Source organism: Bacillus cereus group sp. BfR-BA-01524 (assembly GCF_022662595.1).
GTDB classification, from domain to species: Bacteria; Bacillota; Bacilli; order Bacillales; family Bacillaceae_G; genus Bacillus_A; species Bacillus_A thuringiensis_S.
The window spans coordinates 47,930-63,314 of the sequence record NZ_JAKUDW010000015.1 but is presented as its reverse complement, the minus strand read 5'-3'; the positions used below and the strand labels follow the sequence as shown (position 1 = coordinate 63,314).

Below are 15,385 nucleotides of genomic sequence, written 5' to 3'. Positions count from 1 at the left end.
TATTATCGAGCAGCAGTTTTGAAAAGATCGATATTGTCTAATGCTTTACCCGTTCCAATTGCTACGCAATCTAATGGATCTTCTGCAACAAGAACTGGCATTTTTGTTTCTTCACTAATTACTTTATCTAAGTTACGTAGTAATGCCCCGCCACCTGTTAATACGATACCGCGGTCCATAATATCAGCCGCTAATTCCGGTGGAGTTTTTTCTAACGTATTTTTAACTGATTCTACAATCGCATCTACTGTATCTTTTAATGCATCCGCAATTTCTTCTGGCTGAATTAGTACTGTTTTTGGTAAACCACTTACTAAATCACGACCGCGAATTTCCATAGGCTCGATACCTTCTGGCTCGCCTGCAGAACCAATTTCTAATTTTAATGCTTCAGCTGTTCTTTCACCAATCATTAAGTTATAGCTTTTCTTAATGTACTGAATGATTGAATCGTCCATATCATCACCAGCAACACGAACTGATTGGCTTGTTACAATACCACCTAAAGAAATAATTGCAACTTCTGTTGTACCACCACCGATATCAACAACCATACTACCAGTTGGTTCCCAAACAGGTAAGTTTGCACCAATTGCTGCTGCAAATGGTTCTTCGATAGGATAAGCATCACGAGCACCCGCTTGACGAGTCGCATCGATTACTGCACGTCTTTCTACAGCTGTAATACCAGATGGTACACATACCATTACATACGGCTTACGTGAAAAGAAACCGTTTGATTTTTGAGCTTGTTGAATGTAATATTTCATCATTGTTGCAGTTGTTTCATAATCAGCAATTACACCGTCTTTCATCGGGCGAAGTGCCACAACGTTCCCTGGTGTACGACCAATCATTTGTTTTGCGTCGCTACCTACAGCAACGATTTGTTTCGTATCAGTTTGTAACGCAACTACTGAAGGTTCACGTAAAACTACACCTTTTCCTTTTACATATACAAGCGTGTTCGCAGTTCCTAAGTCTATTCCAAGATCGCGAGTAAATCCACCAAATCCAAACATATTATTTATCTTCCTTTCTTGTTTTCACGGACTCATTTTTTCTTACTTTATATTATAAAAACAGTACGTTTTTTATATCTTTATCCTTTTTGTAGATAAATTTCTACAAAAAACTCATAAATCACATTATAAAACAAAATAAGTAAAAAGCATAGTCTTAAATATGACCTTTTTCCTTTAAACTCACGAATTTATGGTCACCTATTATAATATGATCAAGCACTTCAATTCCGATAATCTGGCCACATTCTACTAAGCGTTTTGTTACTTCAATATCTTCACGGCTCGGCGTGGGGTCTCCTGAGGGATGGTTATGGAGACATATGATAGAGGCTGCTGCACGACGGAAGGCTTCTTTAAAAACTTCCCTTGGGTGTACAATTGACGTGTTTAAACTTCCAATAAAGATCGTTTGCCTATGTATAACTTGATTTTTTGTATTTAAATATAAACAAACAAAATGCTCTTGTTGTAAAAAACGCATTTCTTCCATCATGTATTTCGCACAATCTTCTGGACTTCGAATACTATATCTATTTTGATATTCTAAACGTACCATTCTTCTACCTAGTTCAAAGGCCGCCATAAGTTGCGATGCCTTTGAAATCCCAACACCATGTATACTAATTAGCTCTTCTAATGTTGCATCTTTCAACATACGCAAGCCATCAAATTGGTGTAAAATTTTATCCGACAACTTTAAAACTGTTTCTTCTTTAGAACCTGTTCTGAGTAACACTGCGAGAAGCTCTCGATTTGATAAACTTCCAGCACCTTCTAACAATAAACGCTCCCGTGGTTGTTCTTCTCTTACAACATCACGAATACCGTTCATCTCTCCACCCCTTTATTTGTTCTCTCAAAGAAAACCCCATGCAATTTTACGCATGGGTTACATCAATATCAAATTGTTTTAATTCCCGAACGAGACGTGCAATTGGTAAGCCAACTACACTATAGTAGTCCCCTTGAATATGTTGAACGAAAATAGACCCTTTACCTTGAATCCCATAACTACCTGCTTTATCAAGAGGTTCTTTCGACGCGACGTATGTATCAATTTCCTCTTCTGTTAATTCCCAAAACGTAACTTCTGTACGCTCATAAAAAGTAACCGTTTTTTCTTTTGATATAATCGCAACACCTGTATACACTTCATGTGTTTTCCCTGATAGTAATTGTAACATCTCTTTCGCCTCATCCTCATTAGAAGGCTTACCAAGAATACGCGACTCATATGTAACAATTGTATCTGCACCTAACACAATGTGATCACTATTATTTTCTGCAACCGCTGATGCTTTTTGCAAGGCAAGCGACATTACAATATCAGAAGGCGATGAATATGCACCAATTGTTTCCTCTACTTCACTTACAACGATTTCAAATGGTACGCTAGCTAACTCAAGCAATTCCTTCCTCCGAGGTGACCCTGAAGCTAAAATTATTTTTTTCATATTTTCTCCTTCCTTTCTCACATGAAGCAGAACAATTTATATCAATCGTATCAAAGGAATAGTTTGCCCACAAATGAAAGAAATATTAATTTCTCTAACTAAAAATAACACTTCTTTATTGCATACGATTATATTCCTGTCATAGAGAAAGCACTTTGCTCTAAATTCAAAAGAAAAGAAAGAAGTACATGTACTTCTTTCTTACTCATTTTATTATCCTATCATTTCACTTTCTACGAAACAATTTTTTCATACGAGAGTAAGCCATCAATAATAACTTGATTTAATTTCGCCAAAGATTCCTTATCCATTTTCCCATCTTTTACTGTTTGTACAGCTACCGACGTATACATATACAGTTTCTTTGCTTCTTCTCGCTTCATACTTTTCCCTTCTTTTTCAATCACTTTCCATTCTTTTTCAATCGCTTCTATATCTTTTGCGCTGCTTTTTCCACCAACTTGTACGCTAGAAGCATATTTTGCTAAATGAGTGTATAATGGCTGCACTTTTGTTAAAAATGTTCCTACTTCTTTATCATCTTTCAGCAATGCTTTATCTGTTATATCCCAGTTCTTCTTTAAAACGGAGACACCATCATTTTTATACTTAGTCATTAATTGATTTATAGCCTGTTCATCGCTAGCAATACCAACAACTATTGCATACTTATCCCCGCTCGGTCTCAAAGCACCAATGCCCCCATTGCCTTTCCATTCTTCAAGAGCTGCCTGTCCTTTTTCTTCAGAAGAATAAAGCCCCCCTTGAACAAAAAATAATTTCATCGGATCCAATGACGTTCCTGCCTGCGCCTTTTGTTTTTCTTCTTTCGGTGCTGGTGTTTGTTCTGCCGTTCCACCCACCTTTGATTCTCCATTTCCAGTCGGCCTTGAAGCAGTTACTTCACTTCCTCCTGTTGTTCCTTGTCCAGTAAGTAAATGAAGCATCCCCATTCCAAACGCCGTACCGATAATAATTGCGGTTGCAACGATTGCAATTAATGTATTACTCCACTTCTTTCGGTATTTTTCCACAGACATTGATTTCGCTTTTTGAAACGGAACAACATTTTTCGGTCGTTCACTTTCTACTACCATCCATTCAAATTCATCTTTCTTCTTTTCCTCATACTTCGCTTCTGTTCCATTCACTTTCACTGAGATCGTTCGTGATTGCTTGTCCATACACTCACACCTCACCTCTTATCGTTGTCCGCATCATATCATATTCATTTCACAAAAAAACGAGATATTTGTCAGAGGAATTCGCCAAATAACCCTATATATTTATCTTATATGTATGCATTTGACTTCATTTGTAGAACAAAAAAACTAGATAGCAAAGACTATCTAGTTTTTCTCTCGAATATATTTTCGAACTTCAGAAATGAAATAAAGAGAACCTGTTATGATAAAAACATCATTTTTCCCTATCATTTCAACTTTTGTATCAATTGCCTCTTTCCAATTTTCAAAAACTAGTTTTGATTCTTTTTGCGAATATGATGCAAGCTTGTCGGCAGAAATAGCACGATCAAAGGCGAATGTTGTAAAAATAATTTCATCTGCAATGGTTTCTAATTGGCCTACCATGTTATGCAATTGTTTATCACCAAGGGCAGTAAATAAAACTATTACATTTTTATCTTTATAATGCGCTTCTACTGTTTTCACAAGGCTTTCAATACCTTCTGGATTATGAGCACCATCTATAATAATATCCGGGTTACTTTGTAGCTTTTCAAAGCGCCCAATCCAATACGCTTCCCGTAATCCCGTTCTTATTACCTCTTCCTCAATTAAAAATGATAAATATGTTTTTACATACATTACTGCCATAAGTGCTAGCGCTGCATTTCCTACTTGATGAAGGCCTTTCATTGAGATTTGCAAATCTTCAAATGCGGAAAAAGGACAAGTAAAATCAAACTGTTCCCCATCTTCGTTAGACTGTTTATGTAACACTGTAAAATGATTGCCAAGTTCGTATAAGTTTGCATGATTTTCCTTTGCAACATTTTGAATGACTTGCAAAGCTTCTTCATCTTGTACACCAGTAATTACCGGCACGCCAGACTTAATAATCCCCGCCTTTTCATATGCAATTTCTCCTAGTGTATTCCCTAAAATATGCATATGATCGTGACCGATATTCGTAATAATCGTGAGAACAGGGTGTATAACATTGGTAGAATCAAAACGTCCACCAAGCCCTGTTTCAAATAAAACAACATCACAGAAATTGACTTTACCGAAATAGCAAATTGCCATAACAGTAATAATTTCAAACTCAGTCGCTTCCCCTAAATCTGTCTCATCTAGCTTTTCAACGACTGGCTTTACCATCTTTACGAGTTCAGTAATCTCTTCATCTGCAATTGGTGTTCCATTCACACTAATGCGCTCATTAAATGTTTCGATGTAAGGAGAGGTAAACGTTCCTACCTTATATTTCGCGCCTTCTAACATATAGCGCATATATGTTAACGTTGAACCTTTTCCATTTGTACCAGCAAGATGAACACATTTTATATGACGCTCTGGATTTCCGAGCTCTTCTAGCATCCAACTCATTCTTTCTAATCCTGGTTTAATACCAAATTTCAACCGGGTATGAATCCACCCTATCGCTTCTTCGTATGTATGTATCACGTATGCTTTTCCCCTTTCAAAAGACAACTTTCATAGTTCTATTATACGCAAAGAAAAGAGACTCACCAATATAGTGAGTCTCTAAAAACATTTTTACTTTTCAAGATCTGCTAGACGTTGACGAACTGCTTCGCGTTTTTCTAGGTAATCTTGCTCTTTCGCACGCTCTCCTTCAATAACCGCTGCAGGAGCTTTCGCTACGAAACCTTGGTTAGAAAGTTTCTTCTGTACACGTTCTACTTCTTTATCAAACTTCTCAAGTTCTTTCTCAAGACGAGCTCTCTCTTCATCAAGATTGATAAGATCAGCTAACGGTAAGAATAACTCCGCACCTGATACGATTGCAGTCATCGCTTTTTCTGGCGCTTGTAAATCCGTTTGAATTGTTAATTCACTTGGGTTACAGAAACGCTCAATGTAAGAGCTATTTTTCGTAAGTTGAGCAAGTACAGCCTCATCTTTTGCTTTAATTTGCATTTGAACTTTTTTGCTCATTGGCGTATTAACTTCTGCACGGATGTTACGAACAGAACGAATGATATCAACTAGAAGGTGCATTTCTGCTGCCGCTTCCGTATCTTGTAAATCTTCGCGAACTGTTGGCCACGCAGCTACTGTAATAGATTCGCCTTCATGCGGTAAATGTTGCCAAATTTTCTCTGTTACGAATGGCATGAATGGGTGTAATAGACGCATTGTTTGATCTAATACATAAGCTAAAATAGAACGAGTTGTTTTCTTAGCTGCTTCATCTTCACCGTATAGTGGAAGTTTCGCCATTTCAATGTACCAGTCACAGAAATCGTCCCAAATGAAGTTGTATAATGAACGACCAGCTTCACCGAACTCATATTTATCCATGTTACGTGTTACACTCTCGATCGTTTCGTTTAAGCGAGTTAAGATCCACTTATCTGCAACTGATTTTTCACCAGTTAAATCGATTTCTTCATACTTCATGTCATCCATGTTCATTAATACGAAACGTGATGCGTTCCAAATTTTATTAATGAAGTTCCAAGTAGATTCTACTTTTTCCATGCTGAAACGTAAATCTTGACCTGGTGCACTTCCTGTTGATAAGAAATAGCGCATTGCATCTGCACCGTACTTCTCGATAACATCCATTGGGTCAATACCGTTACCAAGAGATTTACTCATCTTACGACCTTGCTCATCACGAACTAAACCGTGAATTAATACATCTTTAAATGGACGCTCGCCTGTAAACTCTAAACCTTGGAAAATCATACGAGATACCCAGAAGAAGATGATGTCATAACCAGTTACTAGTGCATCTGTTGAATAGTAACGTTTGAAGTCTGCTGAATCTTCATTTGGCCAACCAAGTGTTGAGAATGGCCATAACGCTGAACTGAACCATGTATCAAGTACGTCGTTATCTTGATTCCAGTTTTCAATATCTGCTGGTGCTTCTGTACCTACGTATACTTCACCAGTTTCTTTATGATACCAAGCTGGGATGCGGTGTCCCCACCATAATTGACGAGAAATACACCAGTCATGAATGTTTTCCATCCAGCGTAAGTATGTGTTTTCAAAACGCTCTGGTACGAACGTTACTTTTTCTTCTTCTTTTTGTTGAAGTGCTACTGCTTTTTCTGCAAGTGGAGCCATTTTTACGAACCATTGTGTTGATAAGTAAGGCTCAACTACTGCACCGCTACGCTCACTATGACCTACTGAATGCATATGAGGCTCGATTTCTACTAATACGCCAGCTTCTTGTAAGTCTTTCACTAATTCTTTACGGCATTCGAAACGATCCATACCGTTATACTTACCAGCTTTTTCGTTCATCGATCCATCTTCGTTCATTACTAAGATGCGTGGTAAGTCATGACGGTTACCCACTTCAAAGTCGTTCGGGTCATGAGCTGGTGTAATTTTTACAACGCCTGTTCCGAAGTCTTTTTCTACGTACTCATCAGCAATAATCGGAATCTCACGGCCTACGATTGGAAGTGTAACTGTTTTTCCGATTAAATGTTTGTAACGATCATCTTCTGGATGAACTGCTACCGCTGTATCACCAAGCATCGTTTCTGGACGAGTAGTAGCAAGGCGAATGTGACCTGAACCGTCTGTTAACGGATAGTTCATATGGTAGAATGCACCTTGAACTTCTTTATGAATTACTTCAATATCAGAAAGAGCTGTGCGTGTTGCTGGATCCCAGTTGATAATATATTCACCGCGATAAATTAAGCCTTTTTCGTATAATTGAACGAATACTTTATTAACCGCATCAGATAAACCTTCGTCTAATGTGAAACGTTCGCGAGAATAGTCTAGTCCTAAACCAACTTTCCCCCATTGTTGACGAATGTGAGAAGCGTACTCTTCTTTCCACTCCCAAGCTTTTTCAAGGAATTTCTCACGGCCAAGATCGTAACGTGAAATACCTTCTTCACGAAGTTTTCCTTCTACTTTCGCTTGTGTTGCGATACCAGCATGGTCCATTCCTGGAAGCCATAACACATCGTATCCTTGCATACGCTTCGTACGAGTTAAAATATCTTGAAGAGTTGTATCCCAAGCATGACCTAAGTGTAACTTACCAGTTACGTTCGGAGGTGGAATTACAATTGTATACGGTTGTTTCTTCTCGTCTCCTGTTGCTTCAAAATACTTGCCTTCAAGCCACCATTGATAAAGGCCTTCTTCAACGGACATATGATCATATTTAGTTGGTAAATTCTTTTCCGTGTTTGACATTATTTTCCCTCCTTAAAATAAAAAATGTCCCTCATCCAAAAAGGACGAGGGACATCGCGGTACCACCTTTATTTACAAACAAATTCATAATTTGCTTATACTCTTAATTTGATAACGGACAAATCCGTCTTTTCCTAATGAGAACTATTCCGTTCAGAAAAGATGCTCCAGGGCTACCTTCTAACATAACTATCTAGAGAATCTCCCAGCTAATGATTCTCCTCTCTGAAGACGTTTCATGTTATACTCTTCCCCTTCAAGGCATTTATATGATTGTTAATTATTATATACAATAGTGTAAAAAACGAAACCTTATTCGTCAAGATAAATTTAAAACTATGGCTTTTCGGGTGAATACAAAAAAGATAAGTAGCATTCTCTACTTATCTTCTTTATCCCGCTATTTGCGGGCAGTAAGACCCCCACCTCAAAATTCAACTGAAGCAAAGAAGTTAGATGGGAGCCACCCACTGATTAAAGTTTCACTTTACCCGTTCCCTTGCTGGGCAGCTTGTAATTGTGACAGGAAATATTCTATATTGCTAACGAGCCAATGCGATTGTTGCAAACTCTTTACTTCGCGCAGTTCATTTTCCTCGCTGCGATTATCTTTTCTTTTCCTATAAGACCCGATTTGTCGAATAAATTGTGATGGATACGTCATATAAGCAAACATGAGAAGTTGCTCTTCTTTCGTAAATGGAAAATTTTTTTGATACATTTGATACCATTCAAACCGATCACTTCTTGCGATTGGATATGTGTTTAAAGACCGCGAATAAAAACCTACTATATCTTGCACAGGCGTTGCAAACTTCGATTTTTCCAAACTAATAAAATAGCCATTCCGCTCATAGTCAAATAAAAAATGATTAAGCGACACGTTACCATGCACAAAAGTAATACGTGTTTTCTCTTTTTCTTTCATCGCATCGTTCCACTCATTTAATTGCTTCGTTGCAAATTCACGCGCTCTCATTACATGATGATAGTACGTACAATATTGTAATTCAAACGGAGACATATACCATTTCGATTCAGATTCTACGAGAAACTCTTCTAACATCTCACCATCATTTTCCCAGCGATCGGATATAGTTGTATAATGTTTTTCTAAATCTTCTTCCGTATATGTTTCTTCCTTCACAGTTTTTTGATGCAACGTTCCGAGTGTCTGAAACATTTTATGGTATTGATCATTGTCTTCGCCGTTTCCTTCTGCACGTTCTAACCAAGGCATTAAATAATAATTATACGTCCCGTCACTTAAAATATAATTTCCATCCGTCGCATGGTATATAGGTACATAATTTGAAAAACCTTTCTCCTTCAAATATTGAATATGATGCAGAAAATTATTCCGCTCTAACTTTCTGCCTTCTATTTTCTTGAGTGCATATGGACCTTGATTCGTATAAATTTTCATTACACTTCCGTGCTCTTCCATATGCTGCGTATCCAATCTATATTGCCTCACGATAGGTTCATAGTGATTTCGTAATTCAATATCCATACGAATAACCCTTTCTATTCAAAACATAGCCTCTAAGAAAAGAAGCGAGTGAAAACACTCACTTCCTTATTTCGCCTTTACCCTTGAAACGGGAATATAAATAATTTGCCCCGTATTTAAAAATATATCTTCTGTTTGATTGACACGGTACACATTTTGTACAGACGTTTCATAACGTTCTGCAATAGATTCAATTGTATCCCCTTCTTGCACGAAATACATTCTTAACTTTGTAAATTCTTCTTCCGGTTCTTTCGTAAATAGTTTTGTTAAATAAAGCGCATTTTCATCTCGCTGTGAGTACTCTTCTTCTTGTTCTGCCTGCTTTTTCGCTTTTTCTTTCTTGAAATCTTTTCGCCCAAACAATTCAAATTGCGGCGTTGTTTCTTGCTCCGCTTCACGCTCCACAAATTCATGTTCTTCTATTTTCTCTTCTTCTAATTCCTGTTCTTTTCTTTCCTCTAACTGGAACGGTTCAAATGCGTAATCTTCCCACTCATCTGATTCCTTATATGTTGGTTCTTCTACATGCGGCGCCGGTCTATTTTCATCCTCTTGCGCTGAATCTTCTTCTAATTCCGCATACACCGTCTCTTCCTCTTCAGCTTCATCCTCGCTTCTCTCTTCATCACATAAACCGGTAATAGATATATCCGCTAATAATTGTAAGCAACCATTTTCCTTTAATTCATAATCAAATTCCTCAATTGATACATATAGTTCTTCAATTACTTTCACTCGATTTCTCGGAATTGATATTTCAAGCGGAAAGGAATGAACAAGTTCATTAACCCCATCTTCCCTTGTTTCTACATAATCAATTGACTTTGCTGGCGATAGTTCTCTTAATGAATACGCCGAATCATCTTTTCGTGCAACATACTCTCCCGTTAAATCTAATTGCCCTCTCACAATTACTTCATGATCAAGCTCTTCTATCTCAACGTCTGGATCTAACGAAATTGACAAAAGTTCATCGACTTCCTGTCCCTTTTGGAACCAAACAGATTCTTTTAATGAAAATCGTAACGAATGATCTGCAGCCACTTCTTTTCCCCCTCCCAAACTATATGTCATTACAGATTTATGTAGGGAAAGCTTACTTTATGAATAAAAAAAATCGCTCCCCTTATGGAGAGCGATTTTTCTCTAATACATTATTTTAATTTTGACATTGCAATTTCAGCTGCTGCAATCGTCGCCTCAATATCTGCGTCACTATGTGCTGTCGATAAGAATAAACCTTCGAATTGAGATGGCGGTAAGAATACACCTTGTTCTACCATTTCACGATAGTAAGCCGCAAAGAATTCTAAGTTTGAAGATTTTGCTGCATCGTAATTAATAACGAGCTCATCTGTAAAGAAAATACCAATCATAGAACCTGCACGGTTAATATGATGCGGAATGCCATGTTTTTCAGCTGCTTTACGTAATCCAGCTTCTAACATTTCAGCTTTACGCTCAAATTCTACATATGATTCTGGCGTTAACTGTACTAACGTTTCATAACCTGCTGCCATTGCAAGTGGGTTACCTGATAAAGTACCAGCTTGGTAAATCGGTCCGCTTGGCGCAACTTGGCGCATAATTTCTGCTTTACCACCGTACGCTCCTACTGGTAAGCCACCACCGATTACTTTACCTAAACAAGTTAAATCAGGTGTTACACCGTAGTAACCTTGTCCACAGTTATAAGCAACACGGAACCCTGTCATTACTTCATCAAAAATAAGCAGTGCACCGTTTTGTTCTGTTACTTCACGAAGCCCCTCTAAAAATCCTGGTTGCGGAGGAACTACACCCATATTCCCTGCCACTGGTTCTACAATTACACAAGCAATATCATCACCGAATTGTTCAAAAGCGTATTTCACACTTTCTAAATCATTATAAGCTACTGTAATCGTATTTTTCGCTACACCTTCTGGTACACCAGGGCTATCTGGTAAACCTAAAGTCGCCACACCAGAACCAGCTTTAATTAATAACGAATCACCATGACCGTGGTAACAACCGATAAATTTCAAGATTTTATTTCGACCTGTATAACCACGAGCTAGACGTAGTGCACTCATTGTCGCTTCCGTTCCAGAGTTAACCATACGCACAATCTCAATTGATGGTACGCGCTCAATAACAAGTTTCGCTAATTTATTTTCAATTTCTGTTGGTGCACCGAAGCTTGTACCTCTTTCAGCAACTGATTTTAACGCTTCTACCACACGATCATTTGCATGCCCATGAATTAAAGGTCCCCATGATAATACGTAGTCGATGTATTCATTCCCATCAATATCATATACTTTAGAGCCTTTTCCACGCTCCATAAACAACGGATTCATCCCAACAGATTTAAAAGCACGAACCGGGCTATTTACGCCACCAGGCATTAAGTCTTGTGCCTCTTCAAACGCCGCAATCGACTTATCAAACTTTTTCATTATTTAGCGCCTCCTTCTTGTAACCATTTTGCTGCATCTTTCGCATGATACGTAATAATTAAGTCTGCTCCTGCACGTTTCATACTAATTAATTTTTCAAGAACAACTTCTTTTTCATTAATCCAGCCATTTTGCGCTGCCGCTTTAATCATCGAATATTCACCACTTACGTTGTAAGCAACGATTGGTAAATTGAAGTTATTTTTCACATCACGAATGATATCTAAGTAAGAAAGAGCTGGCTTTACAATTAAGAAATCAGCACCTTCCATTACATCTGATTCTGCTTCACGGAATGCTTCCATACGGTTCGCTGGGTCCATTTGATATGTTTTACGGTCACCAAATTGCGGTGCACCGTGCGCAGCATCACGGAATGGCCCATAAAATGCTGATGAATATTTCACAGCGTACGACATAACTGGCACGTGTCCAAAACCATTTTCATCTAATGCATGGCGAATTGCTGTTACGAAGCCGTCCATCATGTTTGATGGCGCAATAATGTCCGCTCCTGCTTTCGCTTGACTTACAGCTGTTTTCGCAAGAACTGCAAGAGACTCGTCATTTAAAATAATACCATCTTCAATTACACCGCAATGACCATGGCTTGTAAATTGACATAAACATGTATCCGCAACTACTACTAGCTCAGGGAAATCACCTTTAATTTGTTGAATAGCACGTTGTACAATTCCATGATCACAATATGCTGATGATCCAACTTCATCCTTTTCAGCAGGTAAACCAAATACAATAACAGAACGAATACCTAAATCAACAACTTCTTGCATTTCAGCTTGCAATAAATCTAAAGACATTTGATATACGCCTGGCATAGAAGGAACTTCATTACGAACATTTTCACCTTCTAATACAAAAATAGGGTAAATAAAATCTTCCGTATGTAAAAACGTTTCACGTACAAGCGCACGCATGCCCCCGCTTTGTCTTAAACGACGATGACGATTAAATTGTAAAGAGCTCATAGATTTCTGTCCCCATTCTTTCATTTTATAGATTCACAAACACATTGTAGCAATGCTTCTACAGTGTACTCTTTCGGCACAATAACAGACGGAAAATAACGAATTGCCTCTTTTTCCGTAATAGGTCCTATACAAGCAATTGTACATTTTTTTGTCCATTCTCTCCAGTTTGTACCCTCAAGTAAACGAACAAAACTAGTAACAGTTGAAGGGCTCGTAAATGTAATAATGTCTACTTCTCCTAACTTCAACGCTGCTATAAGCTCTTGCTTTTTTTCTATATTCACTTTCGTACCGTATACGATTAACTCATCTAGAGAAACACCAATTTCCCGAAGTTTAACTGGTATTACATCTCTTGCTAAATTTCCTTTTGGAAATAAAATACGTTCATTTCCACTTAATTCTTTTAGAAACTCTTCTGCAAATGCTTCTGCAACAAATGAAGTTGGAACAAAATGAACTTGATAGCCCCTTTTTTCTAACTCTAATTTTGTTTTCACACCTACCGCAGCGATTTTAATGGTTAGTGGTAGTTTCTTTTTCAAACTATCTAGAAAAAAAGCTACACCATTTCTGCTCGTAAAAATAACCCAGTCATACGAATGTAGCTGCCCTTCAATATGTTGAATTTGCCTATGAGACATACCTTCCATACGCAAAAGCGGAATTTCCAATGGAATTCCGCTCTTTTCTTTCACTGCTACACTCATTTGTTTCGCTTGATGCTGGGCACGTGTAATCAATACCGTTTTTCCAGCGAGAGCGTTCATATTTATTGTTGCTCCTTATTTGCAGCAAGAATGAGTTCTTTGGCGCCTTGTTTAATTAAACGGTCCGCGGCCTCTAACCCTACTTCTTCAGGATTAGTACCCACTACTGTTTCTTTTAATAAAACAGAACCATCCATAGAGCCGACAAGAGCTGTTAATTCGATTGCATCGTTTTCTGTAAGGGTTGCATATCCAGCGATTGGAACTTGGCATCCACCTTCAAGTTTATGAAGAAATACTCGCTCCGCTGCCACTGTTCTTTCTGTTATCGCATCATTAATATGCGCTAACAACTGCAATAAATCCTTATCATCCTCACGACATTCAATCGCTAATGCACCTTGTCCTACAGCAGGTACACATAACGTTTCATCTAAATGTTCTGTAATAACTTCATCATCCCAGCCCATTCTTTGTAATCCAGCTGTCGCTAAAATAATCGCATCGTAATCCTCTTCTTTTAATTTACGTAAACGTGTATCGATATTTCCGCGAATCCACTTCACTTGTAAATCTGGTCTCGCAGCGAGTAGCTGTGCACTACGTCTTAAACTACTCGTACCTAAAATAGCACCTTCCGCTAACTCTTTAAACGATGCTCCATTTTTTGAGATAAAAGCATCACGAGGGTCAACACGCTTTGGTGTACAGCCAATCATTAACCCTTCTGGAAGTACGGCTGGCATATCTTTCATACTATGTACAGCCATATCGATTTCTTTCGTAAGTAACGCATGCTCAATTTCTTTAACGAACAAACCTTTTCCGCCTACTTTTGAAAGAGTAACATCTAAAATCACATCACCTTTAGTGACAATTTCTTTCACTTCAAATTCATATGGTAAGCCAAGTGCTTTTAACTGATCAATAAACCAGTTTGTTTGCGTTAATGCTAGCTTACTCTTTCGTGAACCTACAATAATTTTGCGCATAATTCTCTCTCCTCATTATAAATACCAAAAGTGGAAATTAGATAAACTACTTAATAGAAAAATGTTAACTAACATTACGAGAAAGGCCCCTACATTCCACAGTACTATTTTCTTCCCTTGCAACACATCAGCCGCTCTTAAATACAAGCCCGCACAATATACAAATAGAACGACAAACGAACCAATTACTTTCGTATCATACCAATGAAAATTATCCAATTTTGTATATCCCCATATGCACCCTAATAAAATTGCTAGTAAGAAAAATGGAACAGAAAATAAATTTAATCCGTAAGACGTAGATTCAAGCTTCGGTAAATTCCCTAACCTTCTTAATCTCGCATTCCACTTTTTCTTTTTTAATAGGCGATATTGCAGTAAATACATAATAGAAAAAATAAACGATACCGTAAACGTTGCATAAGAAATAATCGCCATTCCAACATGCACGTATACAAGTTCTGAAACTAATTGCTCTGCAAGTACTGGCGACATCTTTCCGAGCGGTGTAAAAATAGAAAAAGCGCTTACGCCAAATGCAACAACATTTGTAAAGAAGACTAAAAAGTCAACGCGCATAAATCGATTTATGACTAACGACATCGTAATCAATAACCAAACATAAAAATAAATCCCTGATAATAAAGTTAAAATGGGATTCGTTTCTGAATCTGTCGCCCTAAGCAACATAAAAATAGACTGCAATACCCACACAATCGAAAGTAACCAAAAAGCAAATCGGTTCGCCTTTCGGTTACTTTGGAAATAATCTATAAAATATAAACTAATGCTACAAGCATATAAAATAATTGCAATATGATAAATAATACTGTTATTTAAAAAACTCATCCGATCATCCTTCCAA

The 15,385-nt window shown here is 37.7% G+C and carries 13 protein-coding genes and 1 other annotated feature; all 13 genes read right to left on the bottom strand.

What is annotated here, in order from left to right; translation table 11 throughout:
• Positions 1 to 2 precede the first annotated feature (2 nt).
• A complete protein-coding gene (mreB, locus tag MR170_RS07565) occupies positions 3 to 1,022 on the bottom strand; it encodes a cell shape-determining protein MreB (RefSeq protein ID WP_000466736.1) in 1,020 nt (339 codons plus the stop codon).
• A 157-nt stretch (positions 1,023 to 1,179) separates the two neighbouring features.
• Positions 1,180 to 1,857, bottom strand: coding sequence for a DNA repair protein RadC (gene radC, locus MR170_RS07560; protein ID WP_016080177.1), 678 nt, complete (start codon positions 1,855 to 1,857; stop codon positions 1,180 to 1,182).
• 46 nt (positions 1,858 to 1,903) lie between these two features.
• Positions 1,904 to 2,479 (bottom strand): Maf family protein, encoded by a 576-nt coding sequence (locus MR170_RS07555; RefSeq protein WP_029443367.1) that lies wholly within the window; start codon positions 2,477 to 2,479, stop codon positions 1,904 to 1,906.
• 233 nt (positions 2,480 to 2,712) lie between these two features.
• On the bottom strand, positions 2,713 to 3,663 hold the full coding sequence (locus MR170_RS07550; RefSeq protein WP_016080175.1) for a hypothetical protein: 951 nt from the start codon (positions 3,661 to 3,663) through the stop codon (positions 2,713 to 2,715).
• 165 nt (positions 3,664 to 3,828) lie between these two features.
• The gene (locus MR170_RS07545) at positions 3,829 to 5,130 is read right to left on the bottom strand and encodes a bifunctional folylpolyglutamate synthase/dihydrofolate synthase (protein WP_016080174.1); all 1,302 of its coding nucleotides are present in this window, start codon (positions 5,128 to 5,130) and stop codon (positions 3,829 to 3,831) included.
• A gap of 93 nt (positions 5,131 to 5,223) precedes the next feature.
• Positions 5,224 to 7,869, bottom strand: a complete 2,646-nt coding sequence (locus MR170_RS07540; protein WP_000072222.1) for a valine--tRNA ligase — start codon at positions 7,867 to 7,869, stop codon at positions 5,224 to 5,226.
• 37 nt (positions 7,870 to 7,906) lie between these two features.
• Positions 7,907 to 8,138 (bottom strand) — a binding site (T-box leader).
• Between the two features lie 218 nt (positions 8,139 to 8,356).
• Entirely contained in the window at positions 8,357 to 9,382 is a 1,026-nt protein-coding gene (gene ysxE / locus MR170_RS07535) for a spore coat protein YsxE (RefSeq protein ID WP_016080172.1), read from the bottom strand.
• 66 nt (positions 9,383 to 9,448) lie between these two features.
• Positions 9,449 to 10,459, bottom strand: a complete 1,011-nt coding sequence (gene spoVID, locus MR170_RS07530) for a stage VI sporulation protein D (RefSeq protein ID WP_242307854.1) — start codon at positions 10,457 to 10,459, stop codon at positions 9,449 to 9,451.
• An 80-nt stretch (positions 10,460 to 10,539) separates the two neighbouring features.
• A complete protein-coding gene (hemL, locus tag MR170_RS07525; RefSeq protein ID WP_242307852.1) occupies positions 10,540 to 11,826 on the bottom strand; it encodes a glutamate-1-semialdehyde 2,1-aminomutase in 1,287 nt (428 codons plus the stop codon).
• Entirely contained in the window at positions 11,826 to 12,815 is a 990-nt protein-coding gene (gene hemB / locus MR170_RS07520) for a porphobilinogen synthase (protein ID WP_242307850.1), read from the bottom strand. The genes hemL and hemB overlap by 1 nt, the downstream gene beginning before the upstream one ends.
• Before the next feature lie 20 nt (positions 12,816 to 12,835).
• Positions 12,836 to 13,588: a uroporphyrinogen-III synthase gene (gene hemD / locus MR170_RS07515; protein WP_016080169.1), complete on the bottom strand. Its 753-nt coding sequence runs from the start codon at positions 13,586 to 13,588 to the stop codon at positions 12,836 to 12,838.
• A 2-nt stretch (positions 13,589 to 13,590) separates the two neighbouring features.
• A complete protein-coding gene (gene hemC, locus MR170_RS07510; protein WP_016080168.1) occupies positions 13,591 to 14,520 on the bottom strand; it encodes a hydroxymethylbilane synthase in 930 nt (309 codons plus the stop codon).
• Positions 14,521 to 14,535: 15 nt separating this feature from the next.
• Positions 14,536 to 15,369 carry a cytochrome c biogenesis protein gene (locus MR170_RS07505; protein ID WP_000009002.1) on the bottom strand — a complete coding sequence of 278 codons (834 nt, stop codon included), beginning with the start codon at positions 15,367 to 15,369 and terminating at the stop codon, positions 14,536 to 14,538.
• Positions 15,370 to 15,385 lie beyond the last annotated feature (16 nt).

Coding starts and splice junctions, on each gene's coding strand:
- mreB (WP_000466736.1), bottom strand. CDS start 1,022: ATGTTTGGATTTGGTGGATTTACTCGCGATCTTGGAATAGACTTAGGA.
- MR170_RS07555 (WP_029443367.1), bottom strand. CDS start 2,479: ATGAAAAAAATAATTTTAGCTTCAGGGTCACCTCGGAGGAAGGAATTG.
- hemD (WP_016080169.1), bottom strand. CDS start 13,588: ATGAACGCTCTCGCTGGAAAAACGGTATTGATTACACGTGCCCAGCAT.
- MR170_RS07540 (WP_000072222.1), bottom strand. CDS start 7,869: ATGTCAAACACGGAAAAGAATTTACCAACTAAATATGATCATATGTCC.
- spoVID (WP_242307854.1), bottom strand. CDS start 10,459: ATGACATATAGTTTGGGAGGGGGAAAAGAAGTGGCTGCAGATCATTCG.
- ysxE (WP_016080172.1), bottom strand. CDS start 9,382: ATGGATATTGAATTACGAAATCACTATGAACCTATCGTGAGGCAATAT.
- hemB (WP_242307850.1), bottom strand. CDS start 12,815: ATGAGCTCTTTACAATTTAATCGTCATCGTCGTTTAAGACAAAGCGGG.
- hemC (WP_016080168.1), bottom strand. CDS start 14,520: ATGCGCAAAATTATTGTAGGTTCACGAAAGAGTAAGCTAGCATTAACG.
- hemL (WP_242307852.1), bottom strand. CDS start 11,826: ATGAAAAAGTTTGATAAGTCGATTGCGGCGTTTGAAGAGGCACAAGAC.
- MR170_RS07550 (WP_016080175.1), bottom strand. CDS start 3,663: ATGGACAAGCAATCACGAACGATCTCAGTGAAAGTGAATGGAACAGAA.
- radC (WP_016080177.1), bottom strand. CDS start 1,857: ATGAACGGTATTCGTGATGTTGTAAGAGAAGAACAACCACGGGAGCGT.
- MR170_RS07505 (WP_000009002.1), bottom strand. CDS start 15,369: ATGAGTTTTTTAAATAACAGTATTATTTATCATATTGCAATTATTTTA.